The sequence below is a fragment of the Micromonospora sp. NPDC005257 genome (assembly GCF_042872445.1).
GTDB lineage: Bacteria > Actinomycetota > Actinomycetes > Mycobacteriales > Micromonosporaceae > Micromonospora.
In genome coordinates this window covers 53,425-71,193 of sequence record NZ_JBIAKL010000009.1, presented here as the reverse complement: position 1 = coordinate 71,193, position 17,769 = coordinate 53,425, and the positions used below count along the sequence as shown (strand labels likewise).

The 17,769-nt window shown below is 71.8% G+C and carries 15 protein-coding genes and 1 tRNA gene; 8 read left to right on the top strand and 8 right to left on the bottom strand.

The features are described from left to right. Positions 1–6 precede the first annotated feature (6 nt). Complete coding sequence (locus ACFYO8_RS19755) at positions 7–327, bottom strand: WhiB family transcriptional regulator (protein WP_043327856.1); 321 nt, start codon at positions 325–327, stop codon at positions 7–9. Between the two features lie 401 nt (positions 328–728). On the opposite strand from ACFYO8_RS19755, the gene ACFYO8_RS19750 reads away from it, so the two are divergent. Beyond that, on the top strand, positions 729–3,176 hold the full coding sequence (locus ACFYO8_RS19750) for a transglycosylase domain-containing protein (RefSeq protein ID WP_354869034.1): 2,448 nt from the start codon (positions 729–731) through the stop codon (positions 3,174–3,176). A gap of 62 nt (positions 3,177–3,238) precedes the next feature. Here the strand turns inward: ACFYO8_RS19750 and ACFYO8_RS19745 are convergent, their stop codons facing one another. After that, positions 3,239–3,694, bottom strand: coding sequence for a GatB/YqeY domain-containing protein (locus ACFYO8_RS19745; RefSeq protein WP_354869036.1), 456 nt, complete (start codon positions 3,692–3,694; stop codon positions 3,239–3,241). A gap of 25 nt (positions 3,695–3,719) precedes the next feature. Here ACFYO8_RS19745 and ACFYO8_RS19740 point away from each other — a divergent pair, with 25 nt between their 5' ends. The 4 genes from ACFYO8_RS19740 to ACFYO8_RS19725 all read left to right on the top strand — a co-directional run bounded on the left by ACFYO8_RS19740 (position 3,720) and on the right by ACFYO8_RS19725 (position 6,762). Then, complete coding sequence (locus tag ACFYO8_RS19740; protein WP_354869039.1) at positions 3,720–4,613, top strand: metallophosphoesterase; 894 nt, start codon at positions 3,720–3,722, stop codon at positions 4,611–4,613. Positions 4,614–4,748: 135 nt separating this feature from the next. Next, positions 4,749–4,825, top strand: a tRNA-Pro gene (locus ACFYO8_RS19735). 82 nt (positions 4,826–4,907) lie between these two features. Beyond that, the gene (locus tag ACFYO8_RS19730) at positions 4,908–5,582 is read left to right on the top strand and encodes an HAD family hydrolase (protein WP_354869041.1); all 675 of its coding nucleotides are present in this window, start codon (positions 4,908–4,910) and stop codon (positions 5,580–5,582) included. A gap of 76 nt (positions 5,583–5,658) precedes the next feature. Beyond that, positions 5,659–6,762, top strand: a complete 1,104-nt coding sequence (locus ACFYO8_RS19725) for an ionic transporter y4hA (RefSeq protein WP_354869043.1) — start codon at positions 5,659–5,661, stop codon at positions 6,760–6,762. A gap of 6 nt (positions 6,763–6,768) precedes the next feature. Here ACFYO8_RS19725 and ACFYO8_RS19720 read toward each other — a convergent pair whose 3' ends face one another. Then, positions 6,769–7,242, bottom strand: coding sequence for a hypothetical protein (locus ACFYO8_RS19720; protein ID WP_354869046.1), 474 nt, complete (start codon positions 7,240–7,242; stop codon positions 6,769–6,771). Positions 7,243–7,351: 109 nt separating this feature from the next. Between ACFYO8_RS19720 and ACFYO8_RS19715 the strand changes: the two genes are divergently transcribed. Beyond that, complete coding sequence (locus tag ACFYO8_RS19715) at positions 7,352–8,641, top strand: MFS transporter (RefSeq protein ID WP_354869048.1); 1,290 nt, start codon at positions 7,352–7,354, stop codon at positions 8,639–8,641. A 92-nt stretch (positions 8,642–8,733) separates the two neighbouring features. On the opposite strand, the gene ACFYO8_RS19710 is transcribed toward ACFYO8_RS19715, so the two are convergent. The 3 genes from ACFYO8_RS19710 to ACFYO8_RS19700 form a co-directional block, all read right to left on the bottom strand. Beyond that, positions 8,734–10,476 carry a bifunctional metallophosphatase/5'-nucleotidase gene (locus tag ACFYO8_RS19710; RefSeq protein ID WP_354869050.1) on the bottom strand — a complete coding sequence of 581 codons (1,743 nt, stop codon included), beginning with the start codon at positions 10,474–10,476 and terminating at the stop codon, positions 8,734–8,736. 315 nt (positions 10,477–10,791) lie between these two features. After that, entirely contained in the window at positions 10,792–11,571 is a 780-nt protein-coding gene (locus ACFYO8_RS19705) for a histone deacetylase (RefSeq protein WP_354869053.1), read from the bottom strand. A 5-nt stretch (positions 11,572–11,576) separates the two neighbouring features. Continuing rightward, positions 11,577–12,356 (bottom strand): phosphodiesterase, encoded by a 780-nt coding sequence (locus ACFYO8_RS19700; protein ID WP_354869056.1) that lies wholly within the window; start codon positions 12,354–12,356, stop codon positions 11,577–11,579. A gap of 179 nt (positions 12,357–12,535) precedes the next feature. On the opposite strand from ACFYO8_RS19700, the gene ACFYO8_RS19695 reads away from it, so the two are divergent. Together ACFYO8_RS19695 and ACFYO8_RS19690 are read left to right on the top strand one after the other, a co-directional pair. Next, positions 12,536–13,993, top strand: a complete 1,458-nt coding sequence (locus tag ACFYO8_RS19695; RefSeq protein WP_354869059.1) for a diguanylate cyclase domain-containing protein — start codon at positions 12,536–12,538, stop codon at positions 13,991–13,993. A 79-nt stretch (positions 13,994–14,072) separates the two neighbouring features. After that, positions 14,073–15,257, top strand: a complete 1,185-nt coding sequence (locus tag ACFYO8_RS19690; RefSeq protein WP_354869061.1) for a peptidase M23 — start codon at positions 14,073–14,075, stop codon at positions 15,255–15,257. A 33-nt stretch (positions 15,258–15,290) separates the two neighbouring features. Here the strand turns inward: ACFYO8_RS19690 and ACFYO8_RS19685 are convergent, their stop codons facing one another. Both ACFYO8_RS19685 and ACFYO8_RS19680 read right to left on the bottom strand, forming a co-directional pair. After that, the gene (locus ACFYO8_RS19685) at positions 15,291–16,352 is read right to left on the bottom strand and encodes an aspartate-semialdehyde dehydrogenase (RefSeq protein ID WP_354869064.1); all 1,062 of its coding nucleotides are present in this window, start codon (positions 16,350–16,352) and stop codon (positions 15,291–15,293) included. 6 nt (positions 16,353–16,358) lie between these two features. After that, entirely contained in the window at positions 16,359–17,624 is a 1,266-nt protein-coding gene (locus tag ACFYO8_RS19680; protein WP_354869067.1) for an aspartate kinase, read from the bottom strand. Positions 17,625–17,769 lie beyond the last annotated feature (145 nt).

The window sequence follows — 17,769 nt, the reverse complement described above, 5'->3', positions numbered from 1 at the left end:
GTGCGGTCAGGTGGCCGTGGTGACCAGGACCTTGTCCTTGCCGGCCTTCTCCTTGGCGTTCTTCTTCATCGCCGCCTCGAACATCTTGCGCCAGCTGGTCACCTGCGGGTGACGGCGCAGCAACGCCCGGCGCTCGCGCTCGGTCATGCCACCCCACACGCCGAACTCGATCCGGTTGTCGAGCGCGTCGGCCAGGCACTCGTACCGAACTGGGCAGCTCCGGCAGATCCTCTTCGCCACGTTCTGTTCGGCGCCCTGTACGAACAACGCGTCCGGGTCTCCGTTCTGACACGCCGCCAGTGACGGCCAGTCAGTGATCATGCCCATCTGTACACGTCCCCCCTTGCAGTACCTACCGACTTCGCGCGAGCAGCCCTCGTACATCCCCGACCGTTCGCGCCAGCCTCCCCAGGGAGGCGCGAACGACACCTGGCTGCGGTTACGGCCACCATCATGCTGTGTAGTCGCCCGATTACGCAACGTTGTCGGCGAAATCCATCATTCCGGACACTCCCGGCTTCCCGGGCTTTCGCCCCGCGACTACCCGGCCCGACTACGGGAAAACGCTGCGCCGCTCCCGGAGTTCGGCGAGACTTCCGCCGGGTCTCACGCAACCTCGGACCAGGGCTCGTGCGTTTAGCACAACGAGGCCGGCGCATGCAGGAAATGGGGAAAGTTCCCCGCGCGCCCGCCGTTCCCTGCTCGCGTACCCTGTCGAGGTGACCTGGATGCGGAAACGTGACCACAACGTGCTGACCAACGCCGCATCGCTGCTGATCTGCGGCCTACTGGCCGGAGTGGTGGTCGCTGCGGCGGCCTTCCCCGTGGCGGCGATGTCCGGACTGGCCGCCAAGGCGGGCGCGGAGACGTTCGAGGCGCTGCCCAAGGAACTGACCGTCGCCCGGGCTCCGCAGATCACCAAGCTGCTCGCCGCGGACGGCAAGACGGTGCTGGCCACGATGTACGACGAGAACCGCAAGGACGTCAAGTTCGAGGACATCTCGGAGCCCATGAAGAAGGCCATCATCGCGGCCGAGGACCACGACTTCTACAAGCACAACGGCGTGGACATAAACGGTGTGGCGCGGGCCTTCGTCAACAACCAGGCCGCCGGCTCCTCCCGGCAGGGCGCGTCGACGCTCACCATGCAGTACGTCCGGCTGGCCATCTCCTACTCGGCCACCCACCCGGCCGACGTCGTCGCCGCGACCGAGGACACCAGCGGCCGCAAGCTGCGCGAGATGAGCCTGGCGCTCCAGGTCGACAAGGAACTCTCCAAGGACGAGATCCTCCGGCGCTACCTCAACATCGCCGCGTTCGGCAACGGCGCGTACGGCATCTGGGCGGCCAGCCAGGTCTACTTCAACAAGCCGCCGAGCAAGCTCGACATCCAGGAGTCGGCGATGCTCGCCGGCATGGTGAAGGCCCCCACCGCGTTCGACCCGACCACCAAGGCGGGCTACCCGGAGGCGGTCGGCCGGCGCGACTACGTCATCGCCAACATGGTGCAGACCGGCGCGATCACCCAGCAGGAGGCGGACGCCGCCAAGAAGATCAAGCTCGAGGTCAAGGGCAAGCGCACCCCGAACGGCTGCACCCAGACCACGACCCGCTCGTGGGGCTTCTTCTGCGACTACCTCTACCGCTGGTGGCTCCAGCAGGAGACGTTCGGCGCCACCTCGTACGACCGGGAGCGGCGGCTCAAGAGCGGCGGCTACACCATCATCTCCACGCTGGACGTCCAGGCGCAGAAGGGCGCCGACAAGGCCGTCCGCAACAAGCTGGGCGAGAGCAGCAAGGCGGCCCGCATGGTGGCCGCTGTCGAGCCGGGCACCGGCCGGGTGCGCGCCGTGGCCGTGAACCGGAACTTCAAGCTCGACGACCCGTCCGACCCGCAGAACAAGATCTCCAGCGACCCGAAGAAGGCCCAGAAGAAGATCCGGGGCAACTACCCCAACACGGTGAACCCGCTGGTCACCGGCGGTCCCGGCATCGCCGGCTACCAGGCCGGCTCGACCTTCAAGATCTTCACCCTGGTGGCCGCGCTGGAGAAGGGCTACCCGCTCAGCTACCCCATCAACGCGAAGCCGGTCTTCGAGTCCGACTACCCGGTCGAGTTCAACTCGCCGGCCGCCTGCCCGGGCACCAGCAAGTACTGCCCGAAGAACGCCAACCCGGCGATGGCCGGCATGCACAACATGTGGAGCGGCTTCGGCTTCTCGGTGAACACCTTCTTCATCGACCTGCAGCAGCGGGTCGGCGCGGAGAACGTGGTGAAGGCGGCACAGAAGCTCGGCATCACGTTCCGCTCGTCGAAAGACGCGCAGCTCGCCGCCAACCCGCACCAGTGGGGCGCGTTCAGCCTCGGCGTCTCCCAGACCACGCCGCTGGAGCTGGCGAACGCGTACGCCACGCTCGCCGCGGACGGCAAGTACTGCGAGCCGATCCCGGTGCAGGAGATCCGCGGCCCGGACGGCGACAAGCTGGACGTCGCCAACCCCCGCTGCGAGCAGCGGATCAGCACCGAGGTGGCCCGCGCCGCCGTGGACGCCGCCCGCTGCCCGGTCGGTGACCGCTCGTCCACCACCAAGTGCGGCACCGCCACCGCCGGCAACGTCCGCAACATCGTCAACGCGCCGGTGGCCGGCAAGTCCGGCACCACCGACTCCGACCGCACCTCGGCGCTGGTCGCGATGACCAAGCAGTACGCGGTGGCCGGCATCATGGCCGACCCGGACTGGCCGCAGACCAACCAGAAGATGGGCCACGACGAGACGCCCCAGGGCATCAACCCGGCGGTCTACCAGACGCTGCGCGACGCCATGAAGGGCAAGGAGCGGAAGAACTTCACCCCGCCCAGCGGCAAGATCGTCCTGGGTGACCAGCGTTCGATCCCGGGCGTGAAGTGCGAGTCGATCGAGACCGCGAAGTCCCGGCTGAAGGGTGCCGGCTTCGAGCCGGTGGTCTCCAGCAACAAGGTGGCGTCGGAGTGCCCGGCCGGCACCGCGGCCGGCACCAGCCCGGACGGACGCACCATCAAGGGTGGCGTGGTGATGATCGAGGTCAGCTCCGGCCAGGGCGGCACCCCGGAGCAGGGCGGCACCGCGACACCGGACCGGCCGGGTGGCCCCGGCGGACCGGGTAACGGCGGCCGTCCGGGACGACCGCCGAACTGACAGCCGACAGACGACGGTCACCTCCCCATCCGTGGGGAGGTGGCCGTCGTCTGTCTACGGGATCAGAGACCGAGCTGGCGGCGTACCTCGGCGGCCACCCGGCCCCCCTCGGCCCGGCCGGCCACCGCGGCCTGGGCGGCCTTCATGGCCGGGCCCATCTGCGCCTTGCCGGTGAAGCCGTCCGCGGCGAGCGCCCCCGAGACCAACTCGGCCAACTCCTCGTCGGAGAGCTGCCTGGGCAGGTAGCGCTCCAGCACCTCACCCTCGGCGGTCTCCTTGCCGGCCTGCTCGGTGCGCCCGGCGTCGGCGAACGCCACCGCCGCCTCCCGGCGCTTCTTCGCCTCCTTGGTCAGCACGGCGAGCACCTCGTCGTCGCTGAGCTCGCGCTTTACCCGGCCGGCGACCTCGGCGTTGCCCACGGCGGCCAGGGCCATCCGCAGCGTGGAGGTGGTCAGCTCGTCGCGCGCCTTGAGAGCGGCGCGCATGTCGGCGGTGAGACGGTCCTTCAGCGTGCTCATGGACGGTGAAACTACCCTGAACGTCATGCGAAAGCGCACACTATTCCGGCTCGCGGCCGGAACCGTCGCCGCCGGCGCGGCCACCCTGGCGTACGCGTCGCTCATCGAGCGCAACATGTTCACCCTCCGCCGGTACGACGTACCGGTGCTCCCGACCGACGCCGAACCGCTGCGGGTGCTGCACCTGTCCGACCTGCACATGACGCCCGGCCAGCGCCGCAAGCAGGACTGGGTGGCCTCGCTGGCCGCGCTCGACCCCGACCTGGTCGTGGTCACCGGCGACAACATGGCGCACCCGGCGTCGGTGCCGGGCGTGCTGCGCGCCCTGCAACCGCTGCTCGACCTGCCCGGCGCGTTCGTCTTCGGCTCCAACGACTACACCGGTCCGGTCTTCAAGAACCCCTTCACCTACTTCCTGCCCGACCGGGAGTACACCGAGGGCGTGCCGCTGCCGTACGAGGAGCTGCGCGACATCCTCACCGGCGCGGGCTGGGCCGACCTGAACAACGCCCGCACCACGCTCAAGGCCGGCGGGCGGGCGATCGAACTCGTCGGCGTCGACGATCCGCACATCGAGCGAGACGACTACGACGCCGTGGCCGGACCGGTCAGCGGCGACGCGGCGCTGTCGATCGCGGTGTCCCACTCCCCCGAGCCCATGGTGCTGGACCGGATGGCGGCCGACGGCTTCGGTCTGCTGCTCGCCGGGCACACCCACGGCGGCCAGGTCTGCGTGCCCGGGTACGGCGCCCTGGTGACCAACTGCGGGCTGCCCCGCTCGATGGCGCGCGGACTGCACCGCTGGCCCGGCTCGGACTCCTGGCTGCACGTCTCCGCCGGCCTCGGCACCCACCCCACCGCCCCGGTCCGCTTCGCCTGCCCCCCCGAGGCCAGCATCCTCACCCTGATCCCCCGCTGACCGCCCTCCCCCGGCGGATCTTGGTACGTGCCGCCCTCCAGGGGCCGTTACATACCGAGATCTGCCGGGTCCGCGGGGGCGGGGGTACCGAGTTTGACCGTGCGGGCGGGTGGGCTACTATTTGTCGGCACGCCTCGGGGTGTGGCGCAGCTTGGTAGCGCGCTTCGTTCGGGACGAAGAGGTCGTCGGTTCGAATCCGGCCACCCCGACCAGAGGTAAGAGGGCACATCCGGTCACCGGATGTGCCCTCTGCGTTTCGCCAGGCCCCGGTCACCGTCGCAGTAGGATCCCGGCATGCCACGGCCGGTCGTCCTCGACCTCTTCCACACCCTGGTCCACGGCGCCGACGACGAGCGGGACCGGGTGGTCGGCGAGATGGCGCTCGTCGTCGGGGTGGATCCGGCGGCGCTCGTCGCCGCGTACCACGCGACCTGGCGGGACCGCCTGGTCCGGTGGGACGTGGAGGAGACCGTCCGCATCCTCGCCGGGCGCCTCGGGGGTGCGCCGACTGACGAGCAGGTGGCCCAGGCCGCGGCACACCGCCGCGCGCTCGCCCGTCGCGTGCTGGGCCGCGTCTCGCCCGCCACGCTGGACGTGCTCGACGCACTGCGCGAGCGTGGGCACCGGCTGGCGCTGATCAGCAACGCCACCTCGGAGACGGCCGAGGCGTGGGCGGACGCCCCGCTGGCCCGGCGCTTCGACGTCGCGGTCTTCTCCTGCGCCGTCGGGCTGGCCAAGCCGGACCCGGCGATCTACCGCACCGCCGCGCAGCGGCTGGGCGTCGCGCCCGCCGACTGCGTGTACGTGGGCGACGGCGCGGACGGCGAGCTGGCCGGCGCGGCGGCGGTCGGCATGACGGTGCTCCGGACGACCGAACACCAGGACACCGATCCGGGCTGGATCGGAACCGTGATCGCGAACCTCCGTGAGGTGCTCGCCCACGTGAAGCAGCCGGCCTCGATCGAATAGATCGACAGGACTGCGCGAAGCCACCCCGCCACGCGCGGTTGACCCTGCCCCCTGGCAAAGTATGCGCATGCCGCCGATGATCCGATCCCGACTCACCGATTGGACCACCGTCGCGCCCCTGGTCGCCGTGCTCGTGCTCGTGATGACCTGGGGACGGGAGTTGCCCGGCCCGCTCATCCCTGTGGTAGCTGCCCTGCTCGCGGCGGCCGTACTGGCGGCGGTGCACCACGCCGAGGTGGTCGCGCACAAGGTCGGTGAACCGTACGGGTCACTCGTGCTCGCGGTGGCTGTCACCGTGATCGAAGTCGGTCTGATCGTCACACTGATGATCAGCGGTGGCGACAAGACGCAGGCGCTGGCCCGGGACACGGTCTTCGCCGCCGTCATGATCACCTGCAACGGCATCCTCGGCCTGTCGCTGCTGCTCGGCGCGCTACGCCGGCAGGTGGCGGTGTTCAATCCGGAGGGCACCGGCGGGGCGCTCGCCACGGTGGCCACGCTCGCCACCCTCAGCATGGTGGTGCCGACGTTCACCACGAGCCGGCCCGGGCCGGAGTTCTCCCCCGCGCAGCTCGCCTTCGCGGCCGTCGCCTCGCTGGCGCTCTACCTGCTGTTCGTCATGGTGCAGACCGGCCGGCACCGCGACTACTTCCTCCCGGTCACGCAGGAGGGCAGCATCCTCGCCGAGGACAAGACCGGCGACGGGCACGCCGAACCGCCGTCCACGCGTACCGCGCTGGCCAGCCTGGCCCTGCTCGTGGTGGCGCTCGTAGCGGTGGTCGGCGACGCGAAGACGATCTCCCCGGCGATCGAGACGGCGGTCAGCGCCGCCAACCTGCCGCAGGCGTTCGTCGGCGTGGTCATCGCGCTGCTGGTGCTGCTGCCGGAGACGCTCGCCGCCGCCCGGGCGGCACGGCGGGACCGGGTGCAGATCAGCCTCAATCTCGCTCTCGGCTCGGCCATGGCCAGCATCGGCCTGACCATCCCGGCCATCGCGATCGCCTCGATCTGGCTGGACGGGCCGTTGATGCTGGGCCTGGGCGGCACCCAGATGACGCTGCTGGCGCTGACCGCGGTGACCGCCGTGCTCACCGTCGTGCCGGGCCGGGCGACGGTGCTCCAGGGCGGGGTGCACCTGGTGCTGCTAGCCGCGTTCGTCTTCCTGGCCGCCAGCCCGTAAAGACCGTCAGTCGTGCGTCTCCGTGCGCGCCACCTCGGCGAACGCGGCGGTCAGGTACTCGGCGAACGGGCGCCCGGTGACCGCCAGCAGGTCGGCCACGAGCAGCGGCGCGTGCCGGGCGATCGCCGCCGGGCCGGGCGGATTCTCGTCGTCGCCGGGGTCGTAGACGCCGAGCGCGCCGGCCAGCAGCACCAGCAGCACGTGTGGGTCGACGTCGGGCCACCACGGCGCCGCCGACCGGACGCACTGTTCCAGCACCTGCCGTACGTCGTCGCCGTCCAGCCCGTCCGGATGCCCCTCCTCCAGCAGCAGCCGGACCACGCCACCGAGCACCAGCCCGGCCCGGTCGGCGGCGGCCAGCCGCTCGACGGACGGGGCGTACGCCTCGGCGTCGCGGGCCTGCGCGGCGGTCACCGCGTCGGTGGCCGTCTCGGCGATCTCGCGGGCCGGTGCGGGCAGGTGCCGCCAGGTCGTCGTCACCGAGCCAGCATGGCAGAGCACGTGTGCTCGCTCACCTTCCGGCCCGGCGACCGCTCGCGTAAGGGGTAAACGGGTCGCGGTAGTCGTACCCGCCGAACAGAATCCCCGCATGCTGCGCCGCGCCCTCCCCGCCCGTCCCGAAGCCCGCCGGATCCTGCTCGGCACGCTCTTCTCCGCTGTCGGGCGCGGCCTCACCCTGCCGTTCCTGTTCATCTACCTCACCGACGTACGCGGTCTGACCGACACCCGGGCCGGGCTGGTGATCGGCTGGTTCGGCGCGGTCACGCTGGCTCTCTCGCCGCTGGCCGGCACGTTCATCGACCGGTTCGGCGCGCGCCGGGTGGTGTTGCCCTGCCTGGTGATCGAGGCGATCGGCACCGGCTCGCTGGCGCTGGTCGACTCGACGGCCTCGGCGTTCGGCGTGATGACGCTCGTCGCCATCGGCAGCTCGGCGATCTGGGCCGGGCAGAACACCATCCTCGCGTCGCTGACCGACGACGGCGAGCGGCAACGCGTCTTCGGGCTCAACTTCGCGCTGCTCAATCTCGGTATCGGCACCGGCGGCCTGATCTCCGGCGCGGTGATCGACGTGGCCCGTCCGATCACCTTCGAGGTGATCTACCTGCTGGACGCGGTGAGCTACCTGACGCCCGCGCTGATCCTGCTGAGCCTGCCGCACGTCGGGCGCCGGCCGCCCGTGGCGACGGACGCGAAGGCTGACGGCCGGAGCACCGGCGGCTACCTGACGGTGCTGCGGGACCGGCCGTTCCGCCGCCTGGTCATCTTCGGCCTGGTGCTCACCACCTGCGGGTACGCGCAGATCGAGGTGGGCTTCGCGGCGTACTCGGTACGGGTGGTCGAGGTGACGCCCCGGGTGGTGGCGTGGGCGCTGGCCGCGAACACCGTGATGATCGTGCTCTCGCAGCTGCTGGTGATCCGGCGGCTGGAGGGGCGCAGCCGTACCCGTGCACTCGCCACTGTGGGCGCGGTCTTCGCCGGCGCCTGGCTGGTGCTCGGCGCGGCGGGCGTGGTGGGCGGCGGCAACGCGGCGCTCGCGGCGCTCGGCGTGGTGGCCTGCTCGGCGATCTTCGGGTTCGGCGAGACGATGCTGTCGCCGGTCATGCCCGCGCTCACGAACGCGCTCGCCACCGACGAGCTGCGCGGCCGGTACAACGCGATGAGCTCGATGATCTTCGGGATCAGCGGGGTGGTCGGCCCGGTCACCGCCGGACCGCTGATCGGCGCGGCGAACGGGCGGGTGTGGGTCGCTGTCGTGGTGGGCGGCTGCCTGGCCGCCTCGGTGCTCGCGCTGTCGCTGCGTCCGCTGCTCACCGCCGCGCAGGACGGCCGCCCGACGGCCGCCGCGACGCCGGAGCCCGAGCCCGCGCGGGCGACCTGACACGAAGCCGGCGGCCTGCGACGAAGCGCGCAGCCTGACACGAACGGGCCCCGGAGCGTCGCTCCGGGGCCCGTCGGCGGTGCGGTCGGCCGTCAGCCGGCGGCGACCTCGGTGGTCGTGCGGATCCGGTCCAGCGCCGGCGGGGAGACCGGCGACTTCTCGGTCAGGTACGCGGTGAAGGCGTCCAGGTCGATCTGGCCGGTCACCGCGTTGGTGCCGCCGGTCAGGACGCTGAAGCCGTCGCCGCCACCGGCGAGGAAGTTGTTCACGGTGACCCGGTAGGTGGCGGTGTCCGTCACCGGGGTGCCGTTGATGGTGAGGCTGCCCCGGACCACCCGGGTGCCGGCGCACGGCGTGCCGGCCGGCGCGGTGGTGCCGTTGACGTCCACGACGTAGTTGACGGTCGAGGACGCGTAGAGCACGCGCGCCACTGTGAACTGCTGCTCCAGCATGCAGTAGAGCTGCGCGCCGGTCAGGTCCAGCGTCACCAGGTTGTTGGCGAACGGCTGCACGGTGAACGCCTCGGCGTAGGTGACCGGGCCGGCGTCGAGGTCGGCGCGTACGCCACCGGGGTTCATGAACGCGGCGACCGCGTTCTGCTCGGTGTCCGTGGCGGCGAGCTGGGCGTCGGCGATCAGGTTGCCCAGCGGCGACTCACCGGTCTGGTACGTCGGCTTCCCGTTGGCGTCGACCCCGGTCTGGTACAGGTTCTCCGGGGTCTTGGTGATCACGGCGGTGGTCTCGCCGACCACCCGGTCGGCCACCGGGCCGAGCGCGGTCTTGTACCTGTTGATCAGGTCGGTCGAGGGCCGGTCCGGCTTCACGTCCCGGGTGACCACCACGTTGTTCGCGGACGCGCTCACCACGTCGCGGGTGCGCGGGTCGATCTTCAGGTCGATCTGGGTGACCAGGCGGCCGAACGAGCTGGCGCTGGTGACCAGCTTGCCGTTGATGTTGCAGTTGTACGCGGCGTGGGTGTGCCCGCTGACGATCACGTCGATGGACGGGTCCATCCGGTTGGCGATGTCGACGATCGGGCCGCTGAAACCGGTGCAGTCGTTGATGCCGCCGCCGTTCTGCACACCGCCCTCGTGCACCAGCACGACGATGCTCTTGACCCCGAGCAGGCGCAGGATCTTGGCGTACTTGTTGGCGGTGTCGGCCTCGTCGGTGAACCGCAGGCCGGCGACGCCCTGCTGGCTCACGATGTTCGGGGTGCCCTCCAGGGTCATCCCGATGAACCCGATCGGGACACCCTTGACGATCTTGATGCCGAACGGCTGCATCAGCGGCAGGCCGGTGGAGGTCTTGAACGCGTTCGCCGAGAGGTACGTGAACTTGGCGCCGCCGAACGGCGTGCCGTCGGCGCAGCCGTCGACCGGGTGGCAGCCGCCGCGCTGCATGCGCAGCAGCTCGGCCGCGCCCTCGTCGAACTCGTGGTTGCCGACGCTCGCGAACTCCAGCCCGGCGAGGTTCATCTCCTCGATGGTGGGCTCGTCGTGGAACGCGGCGGACAGCAGCGGCGAGGCGCCGATCAGGTCACCGGCGGCGACGGTCACGGTGCCCTTGCCCTGCTGCTTCGCGGCGGCGCGCATCGACTTCAGGTGGCTGGCCAGGTATTCCGCGCCACCGGCCGGCTGACCGTCGATGGTGCCGCTGGACCCGGTCGGCGGCTCCAGGTTGCCGTGGAAGTCGTTGAGCGCGAGCAACTGGACGTCGACCGGCTTCGGGCGGGCCTCGGCCTGGTCGGGGGTGACGGCGACCGCGGTGAACGCGGTCGCGGCGAGTGCGGCCAGGCCGACGGCGGCCCGGCGTCGCATCCCGGTGACGGACATGGAACTCCTCGTGAGATGCAGGTATGTGGCGTCCGGACGATGGTTCGCCCGGCGACCCTGATCCGTGCCGTGACAGGTGTCGATCGCGGAGAGCGGTACTCGGGGGAATGCCACCCCGCCGGGGTAGCTTCTCATCCACCGGCCGCCAGGTCGAACGGGGCGGCATCAGGAATCGTCGTTGTCTCCGGCGACGGGTACCGGCCTGCGGGACGAGTCGGACATGACGGTCAGGTGAAATTCCGCGCGGCGCACGCTGTCGACGCCGGCCGTCGTCGAAGGCGCCGGCCCCCAGGGACAGGGAGCCGGCGCCGACGCTCATGTCACGCGGAATTCCTTGCGCTGGCAACCGTCCTCGCCCGAATCACCACCTGCCGGACACCCATCGTCGACCGAACGGTCGTTCATCTCCGACGGCCCGGCATATCCGGCACACTGTCCGAACTCGACTGACGCCCCGGAGGGCCGGTCCGGCCGCCCGCTGTAGGCGGCACCGACGAGCCCGCGCAACGCGGACCGGGTCCACCGCCCGGCGACCCCCGGCCGGCCCGCCAGGTAGCCGACAGTGCGTGCGGCGTCCCATCCGTGCGCCTCGCGCAGCCCGCGCGCCAGCAGGCCGAGGTAGACCGGGGCGGGCCGGGTCCAGGGCACCTCCACCGCCCGGTGCGGCGCGGTGAACGTGAGCATCGGCAGGCCCTCGTGGACACCGACGCGCAGCAGCGTCTCGTAGCGGCCCGGCCCGAGCCTCGCCCGCCCGGTCTCGACCGCCACGCGGATCCCGGCCAGGTCGGCGCCGAGTGACCGGTACATCTCCTGCGCGGCGATGTCCGCGAACTGCTCGACGGTCACCAGGTAGCCGCGCGCCGCCGCCCGGCCGGGCAACAGCGGGTCGTAGAACGCCATGCCGCCGGTCCAGGCCCGCGACTCCCCGGCGAAGTAGACGCCGCCGGGGATCAGCACCGGGACCGTCCGGCGCGGTGGGCGGCGGTCCCGGCAGCCGGGGTACGTGCGCAGCCCGCCGGGTGGACACCCGCCACGCAGATACCAGTCGAGCCGTGCGGCGTGCAGATTGGACCCGTACGCGACGTACCAGAGCATCGGCGTCAGAACCAGCAGGTACGCCCGGCTGCGTGGCTGACCTGGACGGTGTGCGTCACGCAGCCGCCGTCGGCGATCAGGTGCAGCAGGAAGGCGGTCGGCTCGGCGACGAAGCCCGGCTCCTCGTCGTCGGTCATGGTGAGGCTCACCTGGACCCAGGTGCTCGGCGCGGTGGTCAGCACCGTACCGGCGAAGGCGCTCGTCACGTGGCGGTGCAGGTGCCCCGAGGCGACGCGTACGACATGGGGGTGCCGGGCGACCACGGCGGCGAGCGCGTCGGCGTCGGCGAGGCCCACGGCGTCCATGCCGGGTGCGCCCACCGCGACCGGCGGATGGTGCAGGCACACGACGGCGGGCACGTCGGTACGCCCGGCGAGCACCCCGTCGAGCCAGGCGAGCTGCTCGTCGCCGAGCCGCCCGCCGGGGCTGCCCGGGGTGAGCGAGTCGAGCACCACGAGCGTCGCGTCCGGCAGGTCGACGTGGTAGTGCGCCGAGAAGCCACCGGCCAGATAGGGGGTGCCGCCGAACGTGTCGAGCAGCGACTCGCGGTCGTCGTGGTTGCCGGTCGCCAGGTGCACCGGCAGCGGGAACGCGCCGACGATCTCGCGCAGCGCGAGGTATTCGTCCGGGCGGCCGTTGGCGGTGAGGTCACCGGTGATCACCACGCAGTCGGGCCGGGGCCGCAGGGCGAGCACCGCGCCGAGCGCCCGGTGCAACCCGGACGCCGGGTCGGCCGCGAGCGGGCCGGTGGTCACGTGCGGGTCGCTGAGCTGGGCGATGAGCATCGGTGCGCCTCCTCGGGTGCCCGGGCCCTCACGTTATCGCCGCGCGCCTGCTCGCGCAGGCCCGATTCCGCCCACAGGCTGCGTCCACAGCCTGTGGATAGCACATGTGTACGAGGGTCGGTGGCAGTTGCGCTGAGTACCCTTGATCGCGACCCGACCCCCCTCCGAGCAGGAACGACGTGGATCACGAGCGAGTCCTCCGCGACGTCACGGTGCGCCTCCCCACGGCGTCCACCGTCCCGGAGGCGTGCCAGTGGACCGTCGCCGCGCTCGCCCGGCACACCCCGGCGACCGCCACCGTCCTGCTCCGCGTCCGCGACCATCTGCGCTGTGTCGCCGCCACCGGCGCCTGGCAGGTCTTCTCGCACGTGCCGGCGACCGCCGACGGCACCCCGCCGGGCCGCCACCGGCCCGAACCGTCGGTGGTGCGGCGGGTCTACGCCTCCGGGCTCACCGCCGCCGTGCCCGACGTCGGCGCCGACCCCGACTACCTCGAGGTCCGCCCGGACGTCATCGCCGAACTCTGCGTGCCGGTACGCGACCCGGACGGCCGTCCGATCGGGGTGCTCGACCTCCAGTGGAGCGAGCCGGTCGTGCTCGCGGCGTGGCGGGAGACCGCCGAACTGGTGGCCGACCGCCTCGGCGGGCGGATCGCCGCGCTGGGCGGGCCACCGGCCGAGAGCCGGAGCGAGAAGCTGCTCCGGCACGCCGCCGCGTTCACCGCCGCGCCGACCGACTGGGACCTGATGACCGCCGCGCTCGCCGCGGCCCGGGACGTGTCGGCGCTCTCCGCCGCCGTGCTGGTGCTCACCGGCCGGCAGGGCCCGCGCCTCGGCGCGCCCACCGACACGCCTGGCGAGTTGGAGGCGAGGATCCGGGCCGAGCTGGACGAGGCCGGACCGGCCGCGCTCGACCGCATGATCGACCGGGCCCACCGGTACGGCTCGGCGTACACGCTGGGTGAGGCGGGCCATCCGCCCACCGAGGAGTACCTGCCGCTGACCCGGGCCGGCGCGCGCACGCTGGTGGCGGTGCCGGTCGGCACACCGGCCGCCGGTGGCGTGCTGCTGGTCGCCGACGAGCAGCGCCTGCGTCCCGATCCGACCACAGTCAACCTGATCGAGCTGCTCGCCGGGCAGGCGTGGACCTGCCTGGACCGGTTGCGTACGCTCGCCCGGCTCCGCGAGCAGGCCAACTCGGACCCGCTCACCGGGCTGCGCCACACCGGCCCGTTCGGGAAGCGGATCGCCACCGCCATGCCGGGGCGGACCGCGCTGCTGGCGATCGACGTGGACGGGTTCAAGGACGTCAACGACACGTACGGCCACCAGGCCGGCGACCGGCTGCTGGTGGGCCTGGCCCGCGCGCTGGAGGGCGCGCTGCGCCAGGGCGACGAGCTGTACCGGACCGGCGGCGACGAGTTCGTGGCGGTGATCGAGGTGAGCCGCCCGGAGGAGGCGGTCCGGATCGCCGAACGGCTCACCGAGGCGGCCCGCCGCACCGGCCGGACGATCAGCGTCGGCGTGGCCCTGCCGCGACCCGGCGAGTCCCCGGAACGCACCCTGCACCGAGCCGACCAGGCCCTGTACGCCGTGAAGCGCCACGGCCGGGACGGCGTCCACCTCTCCGCCGCCTGACAACGCATAGACATATGTAAATCACTCGGATATCGTCCGTCGGACACGTGTCAACCTCTCGACCCCCCTGGGAGAGGACATGATCGATACGCGACGTCGGTTCGGCACCGCCACCGCGATCCTGCTCGTTGCCGCAGCGATCGGCACCGCGCCGAACAGCGCCCAGGCCGCACCGGCCGACGACGTCACGGCCGCCGTACGACACAGGCTGCTCGACAGAGCCGCGGTCGCGGCCGACCAGGAGATCCGCGCCGCCGGTGCGGAGGACACCCGGGTGAGCGTCACCCGCCGCGACGGCCGGGCCTGGGCCTTCGGCACCGCGGTGCTCGTCGCCCCGCAGAAGGAAGGGCTGTACCCGTCCGGCTGGATCTTCATCGCCCGCTGGCAGCGCGGCGACTGGCAGGTCGCCCTGGAGGGCGAGGCCACCTTCGCCGACCTGGCCGCGGCAGCTCCAGCGTCCGTCCTCGCCCACGCGGAGCGGGACGCCTTCACCACCCTCGGCACGCTTTCCGCCGACGGGGACTACCGCACCGGCATGCGCCTGCCGTTCGCCCTCGGCCAGTCGTGGACCCTCAGGGGCGGCCCGCACGGCTGGTCCGGCTCCCCGCGACCGTTCAGCTCGATCGACCTGGTCGGCGGTGACCAGCGAGTGCTGGCCGTGCGCGCCGGCACCGCGTACACGATGTGCAAGGGCTGGGTCCGGGTGGTCCACGACCGGGGCTACACCACCGACTACTACCACCTCTGGAACAACATCGACGTCGACGGGGCGTCGGTCAGCGCGGGCACCTACCTCGGCGACACCGGTACCGACATCACCTGCGGCGGCTCCGCCAGCAGCCGACACGTGCACCTGGGCCTCCGGCAGAACAGCGCGTACGTGGCGATCGCCACCCACAACCTGGGCAAGTGGGTGCCGAGAGAGGGCAGCACGGCCTACGAGGGGTACGCGCTGCACGGCTCGAAACGCGCCAACGTCGGCGGATCGCTGTACAACTACGGGGCGCTCGGCTTCACCGAGGGCATCGTCGACAGCTACGGTGGCACGTCGGTCAGCCGGCGGTCCGGGCCGGGCACCGGGTACGGGGTGGTCGGCTCGATCGCGGACGGCGCCACGGCAGCCGTCGCCTGCTCGTCGAGCGGCACCTCCGTGACCGGCCGCTGGGGCGCCAGCACGCTGTGGAACAAGCTCACCGACGGCACCTGGGTCCCCGACGCGTACCTGTACACCGGATCGGCCAAACCGGTGAACGGTTCGTGCTGACGCACCGCGCCGGGCGCGGCGAGCGGACACCGCTCAGGGGCGGGTCAGGTCCTTGGCCAGGAGCTCGGCGATCTGGGCCGTGTTCAGGGCGGCGCCCTTGCGGAGGTTGTCGCCCGTCACGAAGAGGTCCAGGGCGCGGGGGTCGTCCACCGCGCGACGGATCCGGCCCACCCACGACGGGTCGGTGCCGACCGCGTCGATGGGCATCGGGAACTCCCCGGCCGCCGGGTCGTCGACCAGGATCACGCCCGGCGCGTTGCGCAGCGCCTCACGGGCACCCTCGGCGTCCACCTCGGTAGCGAAGACCGCGTGCACGGCGACCGAGTGACCGGTCACCACCGGCACCCGTACGCAGGTGGCCGAGACCTTGAGGTCGGGCAGCCCGAGGATCTTGCGCGACTCGTTGCGCAGCTTCATCTCCTCGGTGGACCAGCCGCCGTCGGCCAGCGATCCCGTCCACGGCACGACGTTGAGCGCCAGCGGCGCCGGGAACGGACCCAGCTCGTCGCCGACCGCCTGGCGTACGTCGCCGGCGCGGGAACCGAGCACCCGATCCCCGGCGATCTTGCCGAGCTGCAGGTGCAGCGCGTCCACGCCGGCCTGCCCCGCCCCGGAGACCGCCTGGTACGACGCGAGCACCAGCTCGCGCAGGCCGTACTCGCGGTGCAGTGGCGCGACCGCCACGATCATCGCCAGCGTGGTGCAGTTGGCGTTGGCGATGATGCCCTTGGGCCGGTTGCGTACCTGCTCGGGGTTGATCTCGGGGACCACGAGCGGCACGTCCCGGTCCATCCGGAACGCGCCGGAGTTGTCCACCACCACCGCGCCGCGCGCGACGGCGACCGGGGCCCACTGCGCGGAGACCTCGTCCGGTACGTCGAACATGGCCACGTCGACGCCGTCGAACGCGTCGGCGGTGAGCGCCTGGACGGTCAGCTCCTCGCCCCGGCACTGCACGCGCTTGCCGGCCGACCGCTCCGAGGCGAGCAGCCGGATCTCGCCCCACACGTTGCGCCGGGAGGAGAGGATCTGGCACATCACCGTGCCGACGGCACCTGTCGCCCCGACCACGGCGAGGGTGGGCAGCGACGCCACGGCGCGTTACCGCCCGGTGCCGGCGTAGACGACGGCTTCGGTGTCACCACCCAGTTCGAAGGCGTCGTGGATGGCGCGGACCGCCTTGTCCAGGTCGGTGTCGCGGCAGACCACGGAGACCCGGATCTCCGAAGTGGAGATCATCTCGATGTTCACACCGGCCGCGCCGAGGGCGGCGAAGAAGCCGGCCGCCACGCCCGGGTGCGAGCGCATGCCCGCGCCGATCAGCGAGACCTTGCCGACGTGGTCGTCGTAGAGCAGGCCCTTGAACTTGACCGCCTCCTGGATCTTGCTGAGCGCGGTCATCGCGGTCGGGCCGTCGGCCTTGGGCAGCGTGAACGAGATGTCGGTGCGGCCCGTGCCCTCGGTGGACACGTTCTGCACGATCATGTCGATGTTGATCTCCGCACCGGCCACGGTGTCGAAGATCGACGCCGCGGCGCCCGGCTCGTCGGGCACGCCGACGATCGTGATCTTCGCTTCGCTGCGGTCGTGGGCGACCCCGGTGATCAATGCCTGTTCCACAGGAAGGTCCTCCATCGATCCGGTGACCATCGTGCCGGTGTTGGTCGAGTATGACGAACGGACGTGGATCGGCAAGCCCGCGCGCCGCGCGTACTCGACGCTGCGCAGATGCAGCACCTTCGCGCCGCAGGCCGCCAGTTCCAGCATCTCCTCGTAGGTGATCCGCTTGATGTGCCGGGCGTTCGGCACGATCCGAGGGTCGGCCGAGAAGATCCCGTCCACGTCGGTGTAGATCTCGCAGACGTCCGCCTCCAGCGCGGCGGCGAGCGCGACGGCTGTGGTGTCCGAGCCGCCCCGGCCGAGCGTGGTCACGTCCTTGGTGTCCTGCGAGACGCCCTGGAAGCCGGCGACGATGACCACCGCACCCTCGTCCAGCGCGCCCTTGAGGCGCCCCGGGGTCACGTCGATGATCCGGGCCCGGCCGTGCACCGAGGTGGTGATCACGCCAGCCTGGGAACCGGTGAACGAGCGAGCCTCGTACCCCAGGTTGTGGATGGCCATGGCGAGCAGCGCCATGGAGATCCGCTCCCCGGCGGTGAGCAGCATGTCCAGCTCGCGGCCCGGCGGCAGCGGGCTGACCTGGTTGGCCAGGTCGAGCAGCTCGTCGGTGGTGTCGCCCATGGCGGACACCACCACCACCACGTCGTCGCCGGCCTTGCGCGCGGCCACGATGCGCTCGGCCACCCGCTTGATCCGCTCGGCGTTGGCGACGGAGGACCCGCCGTACTTCTGCACCACGAGTGCCACGACGTGCACTCCCTCCCAGCGACGACCCTGAGCGTGCCGACGCCGCCGGGTTTCTCGGTCCGGCGGCGCGTGTCAGACCGCCTCAGCCTATCGGGCGGGCCGCGCCGCCGGACCGGGTGATCCCACCATCCGGCCCGGGCGTGGG

What these genes read in the sequence shown, in the direction of transcription:
- ACFYO8_RS19755 (WP_043327856.1), bottom strand. Translation starts at nt 327, where the DNA reads ATGGGCATGATCACTGACTGGCCGTCACTGGCGGCGTGTCAGAACGGA.
- ACFYO8_RS19750 (WP_354869034.1), top strand. Translation starts at nt 729, where the DNA reads ATGCGGAAACGTGACCACAACGTGCTGACCAACGCCGCATCGCTGCTG.
- ACFYO8_RS19745 (WP_354869036.1), bottom strand. Translation starts at nt 3,694, where the DNA reads ATGAGCACGCTGAAGGACCGTCTCACCGCCGACATGCGCGCCGCTCTC.
- ACFYO8_RS19740 (WP_354869039.1), top strand. Translation starts at nt 3,720, where the DNA reads ATGCGAAAGCGCACACTATTCCGGCTCGCGGCCGGAACCGTCGCCGCC.
- ACFYO8_RS19730 (WP_354869041.1), top strand. Translation starts at nt 4,908, where the DNA reads ATGCCACGGCCGGTCGTCCTCGACCTCTTCCACACCCTGGTCCACGGC.
- ACFYO8_RS19725 (WP_354869043.1), top strand. Translation starts at nt 5,659, where the DNA reads ATGATCCGATCCCGACTCACCGATTGGACCACCGTCGCGCCCCTGGTC.
- ACFYO8_RS19715 (WP_354869048.1), top strand. Translation starts at nt 7,352, where the DNA reads ATGCTGCGCCGCGCCCTCCCCGCCCGTCCCGAAGCCCGCCGGATCCTG.
- ACFYO8_RS19710 (WP_354869050.1), bottom strand. Translation starts at nt 10,476, where the DNA reads ATGTCCGTCACCGGGATGCGACGCCGGGCCGCCGTCGGCCTGGCCGCA.
- ACFYO8_RS19705 (WP_354869053.1), bottom strand. Translation starts at nt 11,571, where the DNA reads ATGCTCTGGTACGTCGCGTACGGGTCCAATCTGCACGCCGCACGGCTC.
- ACFYO8_RS19700 (WP_354869056.1), bottom strand. Translation starts at nt 12,356, where the DNA reads ATGCTCATCGCCCAGCTCAGCGACCCGCACGTGACCACCGGCCCGCTC.
- ACFYO8_RS19690 (WP_354869061.1), top strand. Translation starts at nt 14,073, where the DNA reads ATGATCGATACGCGACGTCGGTTCGGCACCGCCACCGCGATCCTGCTC.